We start from the raw sequence: 18,279 nt of genomic DNA, 5'->3' as shown, positions 1-18,279 counted from the left end.
AGAAAATTAATTATTACATTTTTTAGAATTTTTTTATTTATTATTAATTTTTAATTTTATATATTTTTAAATTAATATTAATTTAATATCATGGTAAATATGATATATTTTTTTTTATAATAGAACCTCCGAGACATAAGTCATGATAATAAAATACTGCTGATTGTCCTATTGCAATGCATAAATTAGGTTTATTAAAAAGTACTTCTATATAATTGTTTTTTTTATTAAAATTAATTTGACACATAATAGGATTATATCTATATCTAATTTGCACCATACATTTAAAATTTAATAAATTTGGTTTATTATTAATCCAATGAATTTTATTTGTTAAAAATCCGCATGATAATAAATAAGGATTACCATTTCCTTGAACTACTCTAATAATATTAGAATCTATATCTTTTTTTACTACATACCACGGGTACATATTTTTATTTTTTTTTCCACCAATCTTTAATCCTTTTCTTTGCCCGATAGTATAATACTCATAACCTATGTGTAATCCAATAAATTCTCCTGACATAGTAAGTATTCTTCCTATTTTATAAGGAATATAACGATTTAAAAATAAATTAAATTTTTTAGGTTGAATAAAACAAATTCCAGTTGAATCTTTTTTTTTATAAACAGATAATTTTATTTTTTTAGCTATCATTCGTATTTTATGTTTTTTCATTTGAGATAATGGAAAAAAAATTTTAGATAAGATATTTGATTTTAAAGTATATAAAAAATAACTTTGATCTTTTTCTGTATCTGCTGCTTTGTATAAATAAAATTTATTTTTTATTCTCTTAATAGAAGCATAGTGTCCAGTAGAAAAATAATCTGCTTTTAAACATTTAAATGCAAAATTTAAACAGATATTAAATTTTATAAATTTATTACATAAAATATCTGGATTTGGTGTATATCCTTTTTTATATTCTGAAATAAATTTTTTAAATACTTTATTCCAATATTCTGTAGAAAAATTAATTTTGTGTAAAAAAATACCTAATTTTTTGCAAACAGATTTTGCATCAATTAAATCAATTTTAGCAGAACAATAATTATCAGAATCATCTTCATCCCAATTTTTCATAAATAAACCTTCTACATCGTATCCTTTTTTTAATAATAACCAGGCTGAAACAGAAGAATCAACTCCTCCTGACATAGCTAAAATAACTTTTTTTCTTTTCATTTTTTTTCACTATATAAATAATTATATTTAATTTTTATTTTTTAAATATAAACTAATTAATAATTTTAAAAATTTTTAAGATTTATATAATCTGTTATATTATGTAACATATCAATTTTATTATAAATAAATAAATTATATAAAATAGATAAAACTTTTTATAATTATATATAACATATATAATTAATTATATATAATTATAAAAAGTTTTTATTAAAAATTTTTAAATATATATATCAAACATTTTTTAATAACAAAATTTATTAGATCAAAACTAAAACAAATGGTACACTAGTTATATGATGAAATATATAAGAAATTTTTCTATTATTGCCCATATAGATCATGGGAAATCCACTTTATCTGATCGATTAATACAGATTTGTGGAGGTTTATCTAAAAGAGAAATGTCGAATCAAGTTTTAGATACTATGGATTTAGAACGTGAGCGCGGTATTACAATTAAAGCACAAAGTGTAACAATTAATTATACTTCGAAAAAAGGAAAAAATTTTTATTTGAATTTTATTGATACACCTGGGCATGTTAATTTCGCTTATGAAGTTTCACGCGCATTATCTGCAAGTGAAGGAGCTTTATTAATAATAGATGCAGCTCAAAGTGTACAAGCTCAAACAGTTGCAAATTGCCTTAGCGCTTTAAAAATGAACTTATCAATTTTGCCAATTTTAAATAAAATTGATTTACCTAATGCTAGACCAAAACAAGTATGTCAAGATATAAAAGATATTATTGGAATTTCAACAAAAGATATTGTTTTATGTTCTGCAAAAACAGGTCAAGGAATACCTGAATTATTAGAAAAAATTATAACAGTTATTCCTTCTCCAAAAGGAAGTGCTGATAACCCCTTACAAGCATTAGTAATTGACTCTTGGTTTGATAAGTATTTAGGTGTAGTATCATTAGTACGTATAAAAAATGGTTTTATAAAAATAAAAGATAAAATACTTATTTTAAGAACTAAAAAAGTATATCAAGTAGAGCAATTAGGTATTTTTACACCAAAAAGAATTTTAAAACCAATGTTATCTTGTGGAGAAGTAGGATGGATGATTTGTGGCATTAAAAATATTCACTCTATACTAGTTGGTGAAACTATTACATCATTTAAAAATCCTTCTACTAATTTAATACCAGGTTTTCAAAAAATTAAACCAAAAATATATGCTGGTTTATTTCCAATAAAAACTAATCAATATAATCAATTTAAAGAAGCTCTAAATAAACTTCAATTAAATGACTCTTCTTTATTTTATGAACCTGAAAATTCACAAGCATTAGGATTTGGATTTAGATGTGGATTTTTAGGAATATTACATATGGAAATTATACAATCCAGATTAGAGCGAGAATACAATATAGAGATTATTTTAACAGCCCCTACTGTTATATATGAAGTTATTTTAATAAAAAATAAAAAAATAATTTATTTAGATAATCCTGTAAAATTTCCTCATACTAATTTAATCCATGAAATTAGAGAACCAATAGCTTTTTGTAATATTTTAACACCTACAAAATATATTGGAGAAATTATTAATTTATGCATTAAAAAAAGAGGAATACAAAAAAACTTAATATATCATAATAAAAAAACTGTTATTCAATATGAAATTCCATTATCAGAAGTAATTTCAAATTTTTTTGATAAATTAAAATCTGTTTCTAGTGGATATGCTTCATTAGAATATAATTCTATCGGTTTTAGAAAAAGTGATTTAGTTAAAATTGATATTTTAATTAATTCTATAAAAATTGATGCATTATCATCTATTTGTCACAGAAAAAATTCTATTTGTTTTGCAAAAAATATAATAGAAAGAATTAAAAAAATAATACCAAGACATCAATTTAATGTACCTATTCAAGCCGCTATTGAAAATAATATTATTTCTAGAGTAAATGTTAAACAACTTAGAAAAAATGTACTGTCAAAATGTTATGGAGGTGATATTAGTCGTAAAAAAAAATTATTACAAAAACAAAAAAAAGGAAAAAAAAGAATGAAAATTATTGGAAATGTAAAAATTCCTCAAGAAATATTTTTTTCTATATTACAACTTGATTAACTATTAAAAATAGGATTTTTAAACATATATGAAATTTTTAATAAAAAATATAGTTATTTTTATAACTAGCACATTAATTTTTCTTTTTATATTTAATAATATAAATAATTTTTATATTTATATTTATAAAAAAGGTATAAAAAAAAAAATATAAAAAAATTATTAATAGAATTAATACAATACTTTCTTATTATAGTTTTTATTTTTAGTATACAGTTATTTTTTTTTCAATCTTTTTCTATTTCTTCAAATTCAATGAAACCATCTTTATTTGAAGGTGATTATATATTAGTTCAAAAACTTTTTTACAATACACAAAATTTAAATAAAAAAATTAAATTTAATAGTTATAAACCCAAAAGAAATGATGTTGTTGTTTTTAAATATCCAAAAAATAAAAATTTAAAATATATTAAACGTATTATTGGTTTACCTGGAGATATAGTTTTTTATCATCCTTTTACAAAAAAAATATATATTTTTAATAAAATTAATAATAAATATTCTATTATTAAAAAAAAAAAAAAAGAAATTAAATATATTATTTCTAATCAAATTAAAAATAATAAAAAATTTTATAATAAAAATATTCATACATATCGCTCATTAATAAAAGAAAGTTACAAAGAAATATTTAAAAATCATGTACATGATATAATTGTATTTCATGGTATAAAAAATTATTTATATTTATATAATATAAAAAATAAAAATCAAAAAAAATGGACATGGATAATTCCTAAAGATCAATATTTTGTTATAGGAGATAATAGAGATAAAAGTTCAGATAGTAGATTTTGGGGTTTAGTGAAAAAAGAAAATATATTAGGAAAAGCAAAATATATATGGTTTAGCATGAATTATAAAAGTAAAAAATGGTTTCATATAATATATTTTAGGAGAATTTTTAAAAAAATTCAATAAAATTATTATATATAATAAATATTAAATTTAATAATATTTTTTAAAATAAATACATTAATTGTTTTAATTTTTAACTGGTGTAATATGAATCTAATAGTTATAAAAAAAATACAAAAATTTCTTGGATATAAATTTACTAACATATCTTTATTAAAACACGCTTTAACCCATAGAAGTGCTAGTAAAAAACATAATGAAAGATTAGAATTTTTAGGAGATTCTATTCTTAGTTTTATTATAGCCAAAGCATTATATCATCATTTTCCTAAAGTAAATGAAGGAGGGATGAGTAGAATGAGAGCAACATTAGTTAGAGGAAATACATTAGCGGAAATCGCATCTGAATTTTCTTTAGGTAGTTATCTTAAATTAGGACAAGGAGAAAAAAAAAGTGGGGGATTTAAACGTGAATCTATATTAGCTAATGCTATAGAAGCTATTATAGCTAGTATATTTTTGGATAGTAATATTTATACTGTAGAACGAATAATTTTAAAATGGTATAAAAAACGTTTTAAAGAAATGAGTCCAATTGGAACAAAAAAAGATCCAAAAACTAGATTGCAAGAATTTTTGCAATCAAAACACTTTCCATTACCAATATATCATGTAGGACAAATATACGGAGCTGCACATAATCAAATTTTTACTATTTACTGTAAAATAAATGGATTATCAGAAATATTAATTGGAATTGGAGCTAGTCGTAGAAAAGCCGAACAAGATGCAGCTCAAAATGCATTAATTAGATTAGAGGCAGAATAAGATATTTATGAAAAAAAATACTTTTTTTGGAAGAGTACTTATAGTTGGTCGAACTAATGTAGGTAAATCTACTTTGTTAAATCAATTAATAAAATCAAATATTTCTATTATATCACATAAAAAAAATACTACTCAAACTCATATAACAGGGATTTATACTGATAATTTAATACAATTTGAAATAATTGATTCTCCTGGATTAAAAAATAATTATTCTAATAAAATTGAAAAAAAAAAATTAAGAGACACTTTTAATCTTATAAATGAAACAAATATAATAATTTTCTTAATTAATAGTTTTATTTGGACTCAAGAAGAAAATGAACTTTTAAGATATATTAAAAAAAATAACAATAATTACATAATGGTAATCAATAAAATTGATCTTATATATAATAAACAATTATTATTACCATTTATTTCTAAAATTAATAAATTAATTTATAATAAAGAAATTTTTTTAATTTCAGCAAGAAAAAATATATATTTAAATAATTTATTAATTTATATAAAAAAAAAAATACCAATATCAAATCATAAATATTTATATAATCAAAAAACTACTTGTAAAAAAAAATTTTTAGTTTCTGAAATAATAAGAGAAACATTAATTAATCTTTTAAATCAAGAATTAGTATATTCATTTACTATATTTATTACAGATTTTTATCAAAATATAAAAAATAAATATATTATTTCAAGTTTAATTTTTATTAAAAATATACGACATAAAAAAATTATTATAGGAAAAAAGGGGGTAAAAATAAAAAAATGTAAAATACAATCAAAATATCAAATAGAAAAATTATTAAAAAAAAAAATATATTTAAATATTAATGTAAAAATAAGGTAATTTTTTATATTTTAATAGGAAATAAAATGTCAATAATAAGTATTGGAATAGATTTAATAAATGTTAAAAGATTCAAAAAATTAATTTTTCGTTATGGTATTAAAATACCTAACAAAATTTTATCAGAAAAAGAATTATATGAATATAAAAATACAAACTATAAAGATAAATTTTTAGCTACAAGATTTACAGCAAAAGAAGCAGCAGCCAAAGCAATTGGGGTTGGTATATATAAAAAAAATTTTTTAAAAAATTGTGAAATTATACATAATATATATGGTAAACCAAAATTGAATATATTTGGTTACGCCGGCATAATTTTAAAAAAGTTAAAAACTAAAAAAATTTTTTTAAGTATTACTGATTCTAGTAAATATGTACAATCTGTTGTTATACTAGAAAAATAAATAAAAAAATAATTATTTTTAATATAAATTTAATTTATCTTTTTTTTTTAAAAAAATTTTTTAATAAATTTGAGCATTCATATAATAGAACACCAGATTTAATATCTTTTATATGATGCTTAATATTATTAATATATAATAAATTCATAAAGTATGAAAAATCATGTTTCTTTGTACTATAAGAACCATATACTACTCTACATATTCTAGAATTTATAATAGCTGCAGAACACATAAAACAAGGTTCATGTGTTACATATAAAACAGTATTATATAATCTATAATTTTTTAGTTCTTTTCCTCCTTTTCTAATAACTAAAATTTCAGAATGAGCGCTGGAATCAAATAAAGAAACACAAGAATTATAAGATGAACTAATAAGATAGTTATTTTTTACTAAAACAGCACCAATTGGAATTTCCCCTCTTTTTTCTCCCTTATATGCTTGATTTAATGCTATTTTCATCCAATAATTATCTATTAATTTCATTCTAACAAAATCCCATTTCATAAAAATATTTACTATTATACTATTTATTTATAGATATACGTTTAAATATAGTAGATTGTTCAATCTTCCATGAATTGTTTTTTTTATCTAATCTTTTATCTTGAATAGATTTACCTTTTACAATTCCTATTTTAACTTTACACCAAGATCTACTCCAAAATAATTTTATAGGAATAATTGTATATCCTTTTCTTTTACTATAAATATATAAATCGTGAATTTCTTTTTTTTTTAATAATAACTTTCTAATACGATTTGATTGACAGCTGATAAAATCAGATGTATTTAATAATGGTTGAAAATATACTCCACTTAAATAAGCTTCATTTTTTTTAATATAAATATGTCCTTCAGTAATTTGAACAAAACCTAATCTAATTGATTTTACTTCCCATCCTTTTAAAATAATTCCAGAAATAATAGTTTTTTTTATATGAAAATTATATTTAGCTTTTTTATTTAAAAATGTTTTTTTTTTTGTTATTTTTTTTTTTCTATTAATATTCAAATATTTTTTCCTTATATAAATAAGTATTTAATATTGTAATTAATAATATAAAAGTTATAAAAAATATTAATAAATAATATATAGTTTAATTTTTTTTGATTTGTGATACAGATACTAATGCAGGTCTTAATAATCTATTATTTAATGAATATCCTTTTTGAATAATGGATGAAATAAAATTATTTTTATATTTTCCAGAAAAATCAATTGATATTGCTTGATGAAAATCAGGATTGAAGGGGGTATTAATAGAGTTAATAATTGAAATACCATATTTTTTAAATACATATAAAAATTTTTTTTGAATATCTTTTAATACCACATAAATCTTAGAATTATTATCATTAGAATTATCTAATACATTAATAGTAGCTTCAATACTATCAATAATAGGTAAAACTAATAAAAAATCTTTCTCTAAAAAAAAATTATATGTATTATAAATTTTTTTTTGTAATCTATTTTTAATTTTTAATACTTTATCTTTGTATATAAGAGATGTGTTTAAAATATCTTTTTTTAAATTTAATAATTTTAATTTACTTTTCTTTAATAATTTTTTATCAATTATTACATCTTTATTTAATAAAGTATTATTTTTTACATTTGAAGATGAATTACCAATAATATCATTACAATTCATAATTATATTTCCAAATTTTTTATATAAAAAAATATTATTTATAAAAAAATAAATAAAAAAATATACATAAAAAAATAATTTTACGGTGCGGACGGGATTCGAACCCGTGACCCCCGGCGTGACAGGCCGATATTCTAACCAACTGAACTACCGCACCAATATTTAATTTATTAAAATACAAATTTTATATTTATTTATTATTATAGTCAAGAAAAAAAATAAATAACTATTAATTTGAAAAATTTTTTTTAATTATATTTATATATTTTTTATGTTTTTTATTTTCTAAATTATTTGCAAATAAAATTTTTGACGGTTGAAATACTGTACTTTTTTTTAAAAAAGGTAAATTTATTGAATATAAATTTTTTAAATTAAATTTAATTTTTTCTTGTTTACTTGTCATATATAAATATAATTTCATTAATATTTTAGCATCTAATAATGCACTATGTAATTCTCTATTAATATTAATTATTTTATATCTTTTACATAAAGCATCTAAACTATTTTTTTTTCCAGGAAATATTTTTCTTGCAATTAATAAAGTATCTGTAATAGTACAAAATTTACTAATTTTTTTAATTCCACAATTTAAATTTCTAAATTCATAATCTAAAAAACTAATATCAAATATTGCATTATGTACTATAATTTCTGATTTTTTTATAAATTTTAAAATATCTATATACTTTTCTTTAAAAGTTGGTTTATCTAATAAAAAACTTTCAGAAATTCCATGAATTTTATATGCTTCTTTATCTATTTTTCTATTAGGATTTAAATAAAAATGTAGATATTTTCCAGTATAATTTCTATTAATTACCTCAATTATACCTATTTCAATAATTTTATGATTAAGATATAAACAACCATGTTTATTCATACCTGTTGTTTCTATATCTAGTATTACCTTTCTATCTTTATGTATATAACTCATATTTAAAAATATTTAAAATAGATTAATTCAGATAAATTTTATATATATAATTTATAAAAAATTAAATTATTAAAGTTTTTAAAATGAAAAATTATTTATAAAATAAATAAATGAAATTAATAGAAGTGAAATAAAAATATTGGAGCTAAGCGGGATTGAACCGCTGACCTCCTGCGTGCAAAGCAGGCGCTCTCCCAGCTGAGCTATAGCCCCTTTTTTTAAATGGTAGGCCTGAGTGGATTTGAACCACCGACCTCACCCTTATCAGGGGTGTGCTCTAACCGGCTGAGCTACAAGCCTGTTTTACTATAAATCAAAAAATTTATGTGGGCACAATCCAATTAAATATTTTTTATTTTAAGGAGGTGATCCAACCGCAGGTTCCCCTACGGTTACCTTGTTACGACTTCACCCCAGTTATGAACCACAAAGTGGTAGGCGCCCTCCAAAAATATGGTTAGGAAACCTGCTTCTTTTGCAACTCACTCCCATGGTGTGACGGGCGGTGTGTACAAGGCCCGGGAACGTATTCACCGTGACATTCTGATTCACGATTACTAGCGATTCCGACTTCGTGGAGTCGAGTTGCAGACTCCAGTCCGGACTACGATACACTTTATGAGGTTTGCTTATCTTTGCAGAGCTGCTTCTCTTTGTATGTACCATTGTAGCACGTGTGTAGCCCTGGTCGTAAGGGCCATGATGACTTGACGTCGTCCCCACCTTCCTCCGGTTTATAACCGGCAGTCTCTCTTGAGTCCCCAGCCGAACTGATGGTAACAAAAGATAAGGGTTGCGCTCGTTGCGGGACTTAACCCAACATTTCACAACACGAGCTGACGACAGCCATGCAGCACCTGTCTCATAGTTCTCGAGAGCACTTTTATATTTCTATAAAATTCTATGGATGTCAAGACCAGGTAAGGTTCTTCGCGTTGCATCGAATTAAACCACATGCTCCACCGCTTGTGCGGGCCCCCGTCAATTCATTTGAGTTTTAGCCTTGCGACCGTACTCCCCAGGCGGTCAACTTAATGCGTTAGCTTCAGAAGTCATTTCTCTACGGATACAACCTCTAAGTTGACATCGTTTACAGCATGGACTACCAGGGTATCTAATCCTGTTTGCTCCCCATGCTTTCGCACCTCAGCGTCAGTTTTCATCCAGGAGGTCGCTTTCGCCACAGGTATTCCTCCAGATATCTACGCATTTCACCGCTACACCTAGAATTCTACCTCCCTCTACGAAACTCTAGCTATTCAGTTTCAAATGCAGTTCCTAGGTTAAGCCCAGGGATTTCACATCTGACTTAAATAACCGCCTACGCGCTCTTTACGCCCAGTAATTCTGATTAACGCTCGCACCCCCCGTATTACCGCGGCTGCTGGCACGGAGTTAGCCGGTGCTTCTTTTTCAGGTAACGTCAATTAATAATGATATTAGCACTATTACTTTCTTTCCTGACGAAAGTACTTTACAACCCGAAGGCCTTCTTCATACACGCGGCATAGCTGCATCAGGCTTTCGCCCATTGTGCAATATTCCCCACTGCTGCCTCCCGTAGGAGTCTGGACCGTGTCTCAGTTCCAGTGTGGCTGGTCATCCTCTCAGACCAGCTAGAGATCGTTGCCATGGTAAGCCTTTACCTTACCATCAAGCTAATCTCATCTGGGTTCATCTAAACGCGCAAGGTCTTCTTTTAATTAAAAATAGAAGATCCCCTACTTTAGTTTCTCAACATTACGCGGTATTAGCCATCGTTTCCAATGGTTGTCCCCCTCATTTAGGTAGATCCCCAGATATTACTCACCCGTTCGCCGCTCGCCGGCAAAAATATAAATATTTTTCCGATGCCGCACGACTTGCATGTGTTAGGCTTGCCGCCAGCGTTCAATCTGAGCCATGATCAAACTCTTCATTTACGTATAACCTTTTTACTACAAAATTAATTTTTTTTAATTAAAATTAATAATGAATAATTTGTATCTGAATATTTAATTTTCATGTGCCCACATAAATTTTCTGAAATATTTTTTTAAAGAACATTTTTGTTACAAGATCTATATTATCGTTTTTTGAAAAAAAGTCAACATATTTTTTCAATTTAAAAAAAATTATTATATTATTAACAATTTATATTATTAATTAATTAAACTAATCAATTTAATTTTTATAAAAATAATTTTTTTTAAAAAAAATTATTTACAAAAATTATATATATTTAAAAAATTAAATAAAGATATATATATTTTTACAACTTTAATTAATTATTATATAATAATTTTTATATAATTTACAATGATTATATTAAAAATATACATAAATTAATATTTTATAATTAAAAAGGTAAATATATGAATATTCAAATATTTTTAACAAAAAAAATAAAAAAGATATGTATAAAATATGGAACTCCTAAAAATTTTGATCCTATTATACGAAAAAATACCAAAAATAATGAAATTGATTATCAAATAAATGGAATTATTAAATTTAAAAAAAAAATGTTATTATCTCCACATGAATTATCAATAAAAATTTCCAATCATATGAAAAAATATAATATGTTTAAAAAAATATTTGCTCCTAAACAGGGGTTTATTAATATAAAACTAAGAAATAATTGGTTGTGTAAATATATAAATAAAATGTATAATTCAAAAAATTTTAATATCCCTATAAAAAAAAAAAAAATAGTAATTATTGACTATTCTTCACCAAATATGGCAAAAGAAATGCATGTTGGACATTTAAGATCTACTATATTAGGAGATGTAACAGCTCGAGTAATGAAATTTTTAGGAAATAAAGTTATTAGACAAAACCATATTGGTGATTGGGGGACACAGTTTGGAATATTAATTACTCAATTAAAATTAAAATCATATAAATCTATTGATAATTTTGAAAAATTTTATAAAAAAGCATATTCATTATATAAGAAAGACCAAAATTTCATAAAAGAAACAAAAAAAAATGTAGTGAAATTACAAAATAAAGATAAAAAATGTATAAAAATATGGAGTAAATTAGTTAAATTAACTATAAAGAAAAACAATTTAATATATAAAAAACTCAATGTTTTACTTAAAAATAGTGATATTAGAGGAGAAAGTTTTTATAATTATATGTTACCGGAAATTATTTCTGATTTAAAAAATAAAAAAATAGCAGTTAATTATAATGGATCAGTTATTGTTTATTTAAAGGAATTTAAAAATCGATTAGGTAAAAATATGGGAGTAATTATACAAAAAAAAGATGGAGCATTTTTATATACTACTATAGATCTTGCTTGTATAAAATATAGATGTAATGTATTAAAAGCTGATCGAATTATTTACTACACTGATAGTAGACAAAAACAACATTTATTACAAGTATGGAATATAGCTAAAAAAGCAAAATATGTAACAGAAAAAACATCACTGGAACATCATTCTTTTGGAATGATTTTATGTAAAAATAATAAACCTTTTAAAACACGTGAAGGAAAAACAATTAAATTAATAGATTTATTAAATAAAAGTATTTTAAAAGCAAAAAAATTGATTAATAAAAAAAACAAAAATATCAGTGAAAATAAAATAAAAAAAATATCAGAAAATATTGGTATAGGTGCTATAAAATATTTTGATTTATCTAAAAATAGAATGTCTGATTATCAATTTGACTGGAAACAAATACTATCATTAAATGGGAATACCGCTCCTTATATACAATATGCATATACTCGCATTCAGTCAATTATTAAAAATAATAAATCAGATTTTAATACTAATCTATATCATATAAAAATATTTACAAATTTTGAAAGACAATTAATATTAACAATTTTGCAGTTTGAAGAAATTATATTTATTTTAGAAAAAAACGGAACTCCTCATTTAATGTGTAACTATTTATACGATATAGCTGGAAAATTTTCAAACTTTTATGAAAACTGTCCTGTTTTATCTGTAAAAGAGCAACACATTAAGATAAGTAGAATAAAATTGTCTATTTTAACAGCGAGAATTATTAAACAAGGTTTATATTTATTAGGAATAAATACAGTAAAAATAATGTAAAAAAATTTTATTTTTACAAACTAGTTTTTTTATTTACCAATAATATGAATAAATTTTATAAATCGATCTTCAGCAATTTCTAAAAACGATAATACTGTTAAATCAGGAATATTAAGAGTAAATAATTTTGATAAGAGAACACGTAATTCAGGAAGAACTAATAGAACAATTGGTAAATTATCTTTTTTTTGAAGAGAAACAGACAATTGAGTTTGTTTAATTAATTTTTCAGAAAAAGTAGGTTCTAAAACATGATCTTTGTCATTAACAAATTTTAGTAATATTTTTTCAATATTAGAGCTTAATCCAATGACATTAATATTTTTATTTTTTAAAAAAAATTTTTGAGTAATAAAATTTCGTAATGAAATACGAACAATATCAGTTAATTTTTCTATATCATTTTTTAAACTAGAACCATGCTTTATTAAAGTTTCTAAAATAGTTCTAATGTCTTTAATTGATATATCATCTTTTAATAAATTTTGTAAAATATTTTGTAAAACAGTTACTGAAATTATATTAGGTATCAAATAATTAATTAATTTTGGATAATTTTGTGATATACGATCTATTAATTGCTGAGTTTCTTGAAAGCCAAATAACTCATGTAATTTTTTTCTAAGAATTTTATCAAAATGTGTAATAATAACAGTAATAGGATCTATAATTACTAGTTTATTTTTTAATATATCTTTTTTAAAATCAGAATCAATCCATAATGAAGGAAGGTTAAAAACAGGTTCTATTACTTTTATACCTGGAATTTTAATAATATTATTAGATTTATCTATAACTAAAAATTTATCTAAATAAACTTGACTTGAACTAATTTCTACTCCTTTTATTAATATTTTATATATTCCGTTTTCTAACTTATGATTATGAATTAAGTTAATTTCAGGTAATAAAAAACCAAAATCCTGAGCAATATTTTTTCTTAATTGATATAAATCTTGTAATAAATTATTATATTTATTTTTATAAACAGATTCTAAAAAAACAGAACTTAACTCTAAAGTAATCAAGGATTCAAATTGAATATCATTCCAAGTTAAATTTAATATTTTTCTTTCTTGAGAAACAGATTTTTTATAAAAATTCTTTTTGATACACTGCTGACTATATATATACCATGATAATATAAACAAATTAATTGTAAAAAATAGAAAAATAAAATTTGGCATACCTGGAATTAAACTAAATATAAAAAAAATAATTCCACTAAAAAAAATTACTTGAGGATTGTTAAATACTTGACTAATTATTTGTTCACTAATATTAATTTTTTCAGAACCAACTCGGGTTAAAATAACACCCGAAGCAATTGATATAATTAAAGAAGGAATTTGAGAAACTAAACCATCTCCAATAGTTAAAATGCTGTATATTTTAGCTGCTTGTAAAAAAATCATATTGTGTTGAGAAATTCCTATTATTAAACCACCTACAATATTTACTATCATTATTATAATTCCAGCAATAGCATCCCCCCGAATAAATTTACTTGCTCCATCCATAGAACCATAAAAATCAGCTTCTCTATGTACATTTATTCGTCTTTTTTTTGCTTCTTTTTCAGAAATAATACCAGCATTTAAATCAGCATCTATAGCCATTTGTTTTCCAGGCATTGCATCTAAAATAAATCTAGCTCCAACTTCTGCGATTCTTCCAGAACCTTTAGTAATTACTAAAAAATTTATAATAACTAAAATAATAAAAATAATAATACCAATAAAAAAATTTCCACTAATTAAAAAAAAACCAAATGATTCAATAACATGTCCAGCAGAAAAAGAACCAATATGACCGTTTAATAAAATAATTCGTGTAGAAGCAATATTTAATGACAATCGTAATAATGTTGAAAATAATATTACAGAAGGAAAAGAAGAAAAATCTAAAGTTTTTGTAGTAAATAAAGCAACAATCAAAACAATTATAGAAATAGCAATATTTAAAGTAAAAAATAAATCTAAAATAAAAGAAGGAAGAGGTAAAACAAACATACATAAAATAATTAATATCAGTAATGGAGCAAATAAAGAACTTAATATATTATTATTAATTTTTTTAAAACTATGAAATAAAAAAAATATTTTATTTATCAACAATTTTTCTCCTAAAAATAACTTACTAATTATCAAAAAATATAATAGGCTTAACTGGATATATACCGCCGTATTTTCTCCAATATTTTAATTGCCAAGCCCATGCTAAAATTTTTGCAATAGATATATATAAATTACTAGGAATATAATCTCCAATAGAAGAATTATTATATAAATATATAGCTAAATCACTAGAAATAAATATAGGAACGTTATTCCTTTTTGCAACTTCTATAATTTTTATAGATAAATATCCAGTTCCTTTAAATAATACTTTAGGTAAAGACATATTTTTTATATCATAATGTATTGCAACTGCACAATTTATAGAATTAAAAATAATTACATCAGATTTTTTTAACTTAAAAATAGAATATTTTTTTGATAATTGTTGAGTTAACATTCGAATTTTTTGTTTAATTAAAGGATTTCCTTCTAATTCCTTATATTCATCTTTTACTTCTTGAATAGTCATACGCAAATTATTTAAATATTGAAAATATTGTAAAATTGCATCTATAACAGCTATAAAAAAAACAAATAAAATTAAAATACGAACAAACTTAAAAATAAAAAAAAAACCACAGAACACGCTATATAATAGTGAATAAGAGTTAAATTGATTTATTTTTAAAAAATTATTCCATATATAATAAAGAGAAATTAAAACAATTATTATTAATTTTGATAAAGTTAAACAAAAATCAGTAACTATATTTGAAATTTTTTTTTTTTTAAATTATTTATAACATCTATAAAATTTAAATTAATTTTAATAAATTTTATTCTTACTGTTTCTCCATAAATTAAAATAGGTGAAAAAATTAATATAAAAAATATTCCAAAAAATAATATTGAAAAAAATAAAATAAAATTTTTTATATGTTGTAATAAGAAAATAAATAATCTGTGATGTTTATCGATTATATTATTTTGAAAAGTTAAACTAGATATAAATAATTTTAAAAAATATAAAAAAATTATTTTTTTATTTATAAATATAAAAAAGAAAAAAAATAATAATATAAAAAAAGAGTTTAAATCATATGAATATTTTATTTCTCCATTTTTCTTATATTTTTCAATTTTATATGGAGTTGCATCTTCAGTTTTATCTTCATTTAAGTTATAATTCATAAATTATACCTATTTAAAAATCTATTGATTATTTTTTGTGAAAAAATTATTAATAACACAATTATATTTATTTAATTTAAAATAAAATTAAATTATTTATTTTTTATAAATTATATTTAAAAATTAATATACTGTAAAACATAAAAAAATAATATTTTATTTATTTAAAATTTTAAATAAAAAATCTAAACAATAAAAAAGAAGAATAAAAAAAATTATATTTATAATTTATAAAAATAAATTATATTATTTACTTTATTAAAATTATTTTTTTAATTATCATAAATTTTTGTAATTATAAAAAAATACAACTATTATTAATTATTTTTATGGTTATTTTTATATAAAATATATAAGATAATACTTAGTCAAAAAAATATATTAAATAATAATTGTCTATTAATAAATTCATATTAAATAAAAATTTAATTAATCTATGTATTTATTATAAATAAAATTTAATTATCTATTTTATATTCTGGATACTATATATGTACACTACAAAATATTTACTTGCAACCATTAAAGAAACACCGAAAAAGACAGAATCTATAAGTCATCAATTGATGTTAAGATCTGGAATGATCCGTATGTTATCTGCAGGAATATATACATGGTTACCAACGGGACAAAGAATTATAAAAAAAATTATAAATATAATTTCAAATATAATGGATCAATATGGATATATGGAGATTTGTATACCTATTATACAACCCAAAAAATTATGGGACCAAAGCGGAAGAACTAAATTATATGGAGAAGAATTAATTAATATTATCGATCGTAGAAAAAAAAAATGTATATTAAGTCCTACTAATGAAGAAGCTATAAATTATATTTTTTCTCAAGAAATTCAATCATATAAACAATTACCTATTGTTTTCTATCAAATACAAAAAAAATTTAGAGATGAAATAAGACCAAGATTCGGGGTAATAAGATCTATAGAATTTCTTATGAAAGACGCTTATTCTTTTCATATTAATAAAAAATCATTAAAAAAAACGTATGAAAAAATGAAAAAAATCTATATAAAAATATTTAAAAAATTAAAACTGCATTTTAAAATTGTTAAAACAAATTCAAAAATTATGGGAGGATCTGTATCACATGAATTTCATGCTATATCTAGAATTGGAGAAGATAAAATTATTTTTTCCAAAAAATCTAACTATGCAGTACATAATAACCAATTTAATATTCAAAAAAACAAAATAAAAATTTATTTAATAAAAACAAAAATAAATCAATCAAAATATAATTTAGCTGTATTATTAATGCGTAAAAATGATCCTTTAAATGTAAAAGACTTACAAAGTATAAATATATTAGAATATCCTTTAAAATTTATAAAATCTAAAAAAACAATTTTATCATATAAATTAACTAATGATAAAAAATTTTATTTTAATAAAAAAATATTTATTTTAGCAGATTCTAAAATAATAAAAATGCCATATTTTATATTAAAAAGAAACCCATCACATTTAAATTTTATACCTATTTTATGGAATAAAAAAATTATTTTTAATAAAATTGTTAATATACAAAATATTAATAAAGTTTTTTATTACAATACAAAAAAAGAAATATTAAAAAAAAAAAATAGTATAGAAATTGGTCATATTTTTCAAATTGGGAAAAAATATTCTAAAAACATAAATTTTATACTTCAAGATCAACACAACAATAAAAAATTACTAAATATGGGTTGTTATGGAATAGGAATTAATAGAATTATATCATCAATTATAGAACAAAATTATGATAAAGATGGAATTATCTGGCCTAAATGTATAGCTCCTTTTCAAATATTTATTATTCCAATTAATATGCATAAAAATAATGAAATAAAAAAAACAGCAAAATTAATCTACAAAAAATTAATAAATAAAAAAATTGATGTTTTATTTGATGATAGAAAAGAAAATATAGGAAAAATGTTTGCTGATATGAATTTAATTGGTATTCCTTATGGAATTATTATTAGTTATAAAACAATAAAATCTAAAGAAATTGAATTTTATTCAAGAAAAAACTATTTCAAAAAAAGAATTCTTATTTCTGATATAATTGCATTTATAGATAAAAAAATAAAATAATTTTTTGTAAACTTAAA

The 18,279-nt window shown here is 21.6% G+C and carries 15 protein-coding genes, 3 tRNA genes and 1 rRNA gene; 7 read left to right on the top strand and 12 right to left on the bottom strand.

The window, feature by feature from the left end:
• Nucleotides 1–88: 88 nt before the first annotated feature.
• A complete protein-coding gene (gene mnmA, locus BUCICURT3053_RS00870) occupies nucleotides 89–1,192 on the bottom strand; it encodes a tRNA 2-thiouridine(34) synthase MnmA (RefSeq protein ID WP_154061141.1) in 1,104 nt (367 codons plus the stop codon).
• Nucleotides 1,193–1,494: 302 nt separating this feature from the next.
• On the opposite strand from mnmA, the gene lepA reads away from it, so the two are divergent.
• The 5 genes from lepA to acpS all read left to right on the top strand — a co-directional run bounded on the left by lepA (nucleotide 1,495) and on the right by acpS (nucleotide 6,234).
• Nucleotides 1,495–3,285: a translation elongation factor 4 gene (lepA, locus tag BUCICURT3053_RS00865; protein ID WP_154061140.1), complete on the top strand. Its 1,791-nt coding sequence runs from the start codon at nucleotides 1,495–1,497 to the stop codon at nucleotides 3,283–3,285.
• Nucleotides 3,286–3,435: 150 nt separating this feature from the next.
• The gene (gene lepB / locus BUCICURT3053_RS00860; protein ID WP_154061139.1) at nucleotides 3,436–4,209 is read left to right on the top strand and encodes a signal peptidase I; all 774 of its coding nucleotides are present in this window, start codon (nucleotides 3,436–3,438) and stop codon (nucleotides 4,207–4,209) included.
• A gap of 84 nt (nucleotides 4,210–4,293) precedes the next feature.
• Nucleotides 4,294–4,974: a ribonuclease III gene (gene rnc, locus BUCICURT3053_RS00855; RefSeq protein ID WP_154061138.1), complete on the top strand. Its 681-nt coding sequence runs from the start codon at nucleotides 4,294–4,296 to the stop codon at nucleotides 4,972–4,974.
• A 7-nt stretch (nucleotides 4,975–4,981) separates the two neighbouring features.
• Nucleotides 4,982–5,827: a GTPase Era gene (era, locus tag BUCICURT3053_RS00850; protein WP_154061137.1), complete on the top strand. Its 846-nt coding sequence runs from the start codon at nucleotides 4,982–4,984 to the stop codon at nucleotides 5,825–5,827.
• 26 nt (nucleotides 5,828–5,853) lie between these two features.
• A complete protein-coding gene (gene acpS / locus BUCICURT3053_RS00845; RefSeq protein ID WP_154061136.1) occupies nucleotides 5,854–6,234 on the top strand; it encodes a holo-ACP synthase in 381 nt (126 codons plus the stop codon).
• Nucleotides 6,235–6,268: 34 nt separating this feature from the next.
• On the opposite strand, the gene tadA is transcribed toward acpS, so the two are convergent.
• The 8 genes from tadA to BUCICURT3053_RS00805 form a co-directional block, all read right to left on the bottom strand.
• Entirely contained in the window at nucleotides 6,269–6,724 is a 456-nt protein-coding gene (tadA, locus tag BUCICURT3053_RS00840) for a tRNA adenosine(34) deaminase TadA (RefSeq protein ID WP_154061135.1), read from the bottom strand.
• Between the two features lie 40 nt (nucleotides 6,725–6,764).
• Nucleotides 6,765–7,253 carry an SsrA-binding protein SmpB gene (smpB, locus tag BUCICURT3053_RS00835; RefSeq protein WP_154061134.1) on the bottom strand — a complete coding sequence of 163 codons (489 nt, stop codon included), beginning with the start codon at nucleotides 7,251–7,253 and terminating at the stop codon, nucleotides 6,765–6,767.
• Nucleotides 7,254–7,338: 85 nt separating this feature from the next.
• On the bottom strand, nucleotides 7,339–7,896 hold the full coding sequence (locus tag BUCICURT3053_RS00830; RefSeq protein WP_154061133.1) for a nucleotide exchange factor GrpE: 558 nt from the start codon (nucleotides 7,894–7,896) through the stop codon (nucleotides 7,339–7,341).
• An 83-nt stretch (nucleotides 7,897–7,979) separates the two neighbouring features.
• Nucleotides 7,980–8,053 (bottom strand) — tRNA-Asp (locus BUCICURT3053_RS00825).
• A gap of 72 nt (nucleotides 8,054–8,125) precedes the next feature.
• On the bottom strand, nucleotides 8,126–8,836 hold the full coding sequence (gene dnaQ, locus BUCICURT3053_RS00820) for a DNA polymerase III subunit epsilon (RefSeq protein ID WP_154061132.1): 711 nt from the start codon (nucleotides 8,834–8,836) through the stop codon (nucleotides 8,126–8,128).
• A gap of 140 nt (nucleotides 8,837–8,976) precedes the next feature.
• Nucleotides 8,977–9,049: transfer RNA gene (locus BUCICURT3053_RS00815), tRNA-Ala, on the bottom strand.
• Between the two features lie 10 nt (nucleotides 9,050–9,059).
• Nucleotides 9,060–9,136 (bottom strand) — tRNA-Ile (locus BUCICURT3053_RS00810).
• A gap of 58 nt (nucleotides 9,137–9,194) precedes the next feature.
• Nucleotides 9,195–10,758 (bottom strand): 16S ribosomal RNA (locus BUCICURT3053_RS00805).
• A gap of 432 nt (nucleotides 10,759–11,190) precedes the next feature.
• On the opposite strand from BUCICURT3053_RS00805, the gene argS reads away from it, so the two are divergent.
• The gene (gene argS / locus BUCICURT3053_RS00800) at nucleotides 11,191–12,906 is read left to right on the top strand and encodes an arginine--tRNA ligase (RefSeq protein WP_154061131.1); all 1,716 of its coding nucleotides are present in this window, start codon (nucleotides 11,191–11,193) and stop codon (nucleotides 12,904–12,906) included.
• Nucleotides 12,907–12,935: 29 nt separating this feature from the next.
• Here argS and BUCICURT3053_RS00795 read toward each other — a convergent pair whose 3' ends face one another.
• The 3 genes from BUCICURT3053_RS00795 to BUCICURT3053_RS02105 are packed head-to-tail and all read right to left on the bottom strand — an operon-like array spanning nucleotide 12,936 to nucleotide 16,157.
• Nucleotides 12,936–15,017, bottom strand: a complete 2,082-nt coding sequence (locus BUCICURT3053_RS00795) for a flagellar biosynthesis protein FlhA (RefSeq protein ID WP_154061348.1) — start codon at nucleotides 15,015–15,017, stop codon at nucleotides 12,936–12,938.
• 28 nt (nucleotides 15,018–15,045) lie between these two features.
• Complete coding sequence (locus BUCICURT3053_RS02110) at nucleotides 15,046–15,684, bottom strand: EscU/YscU/HrcU family type III secretion system export apparatus switch protein (protein ID WP_331865592.1); 639 nt, start codon at nucleotides 15,682–15,684, stop codon at nucleotides 15,046–15,048.
• A 47-nt stretch (nucleotides 15,685–15,731) separates the two neighbouring features.
• On the bottom strand, nucleotides 15,732–16,157 hold the full coding sequence (locus BUCICURT3053_RS02105) for an EscU/YscU/HrcU family type III secretion system export apparatus switch protein (RefSeq protein ID WP_154061129.1): 426 nt from the start codon (nucleotides 16,155–16,157) through the stop codon (nucleotides 15,732–15,734).
• A 491-nt stretch (nucleotides 16,158–16,648) separates the two neighbouring features.
• On the opposite strand from BUCICURT3053_RS02105, the gene proS reads away from it, so the two are divergent.
• Nucleotides 16,649–18,262 (top strand): proline--tRNA ligase, encoded by a 1,614-nt coding sequence (gene proS / locus BUCICURT3053_RS00780; RefSeq protein ID WP_154061128.1) that lies wholly within the window; start codon nucleotides 16,649–16,651, stop codon nucleotides 18,260–18,262.
• The last annotated feature ends 17 nt before the right edge of the window (nucleotides 18,263–18,279 follow it).

It is taken from the genome of Buchnera aphidicola (Cinara curtihirsuta), assembly GCF_900698895.1.
Lineage (GTDB): Bacteria > Pseudomonadota > Gammaproteobacteria > Enterobacterales > Enterobacteriaceae > Buchnera_F > Buchnera_F aphidicola_AX.
The sequence above is the reverse complement of the archived record's forward strand: the minus strand, read 5'-3'. Positions and strand labels throughout refer to the sequence as shown.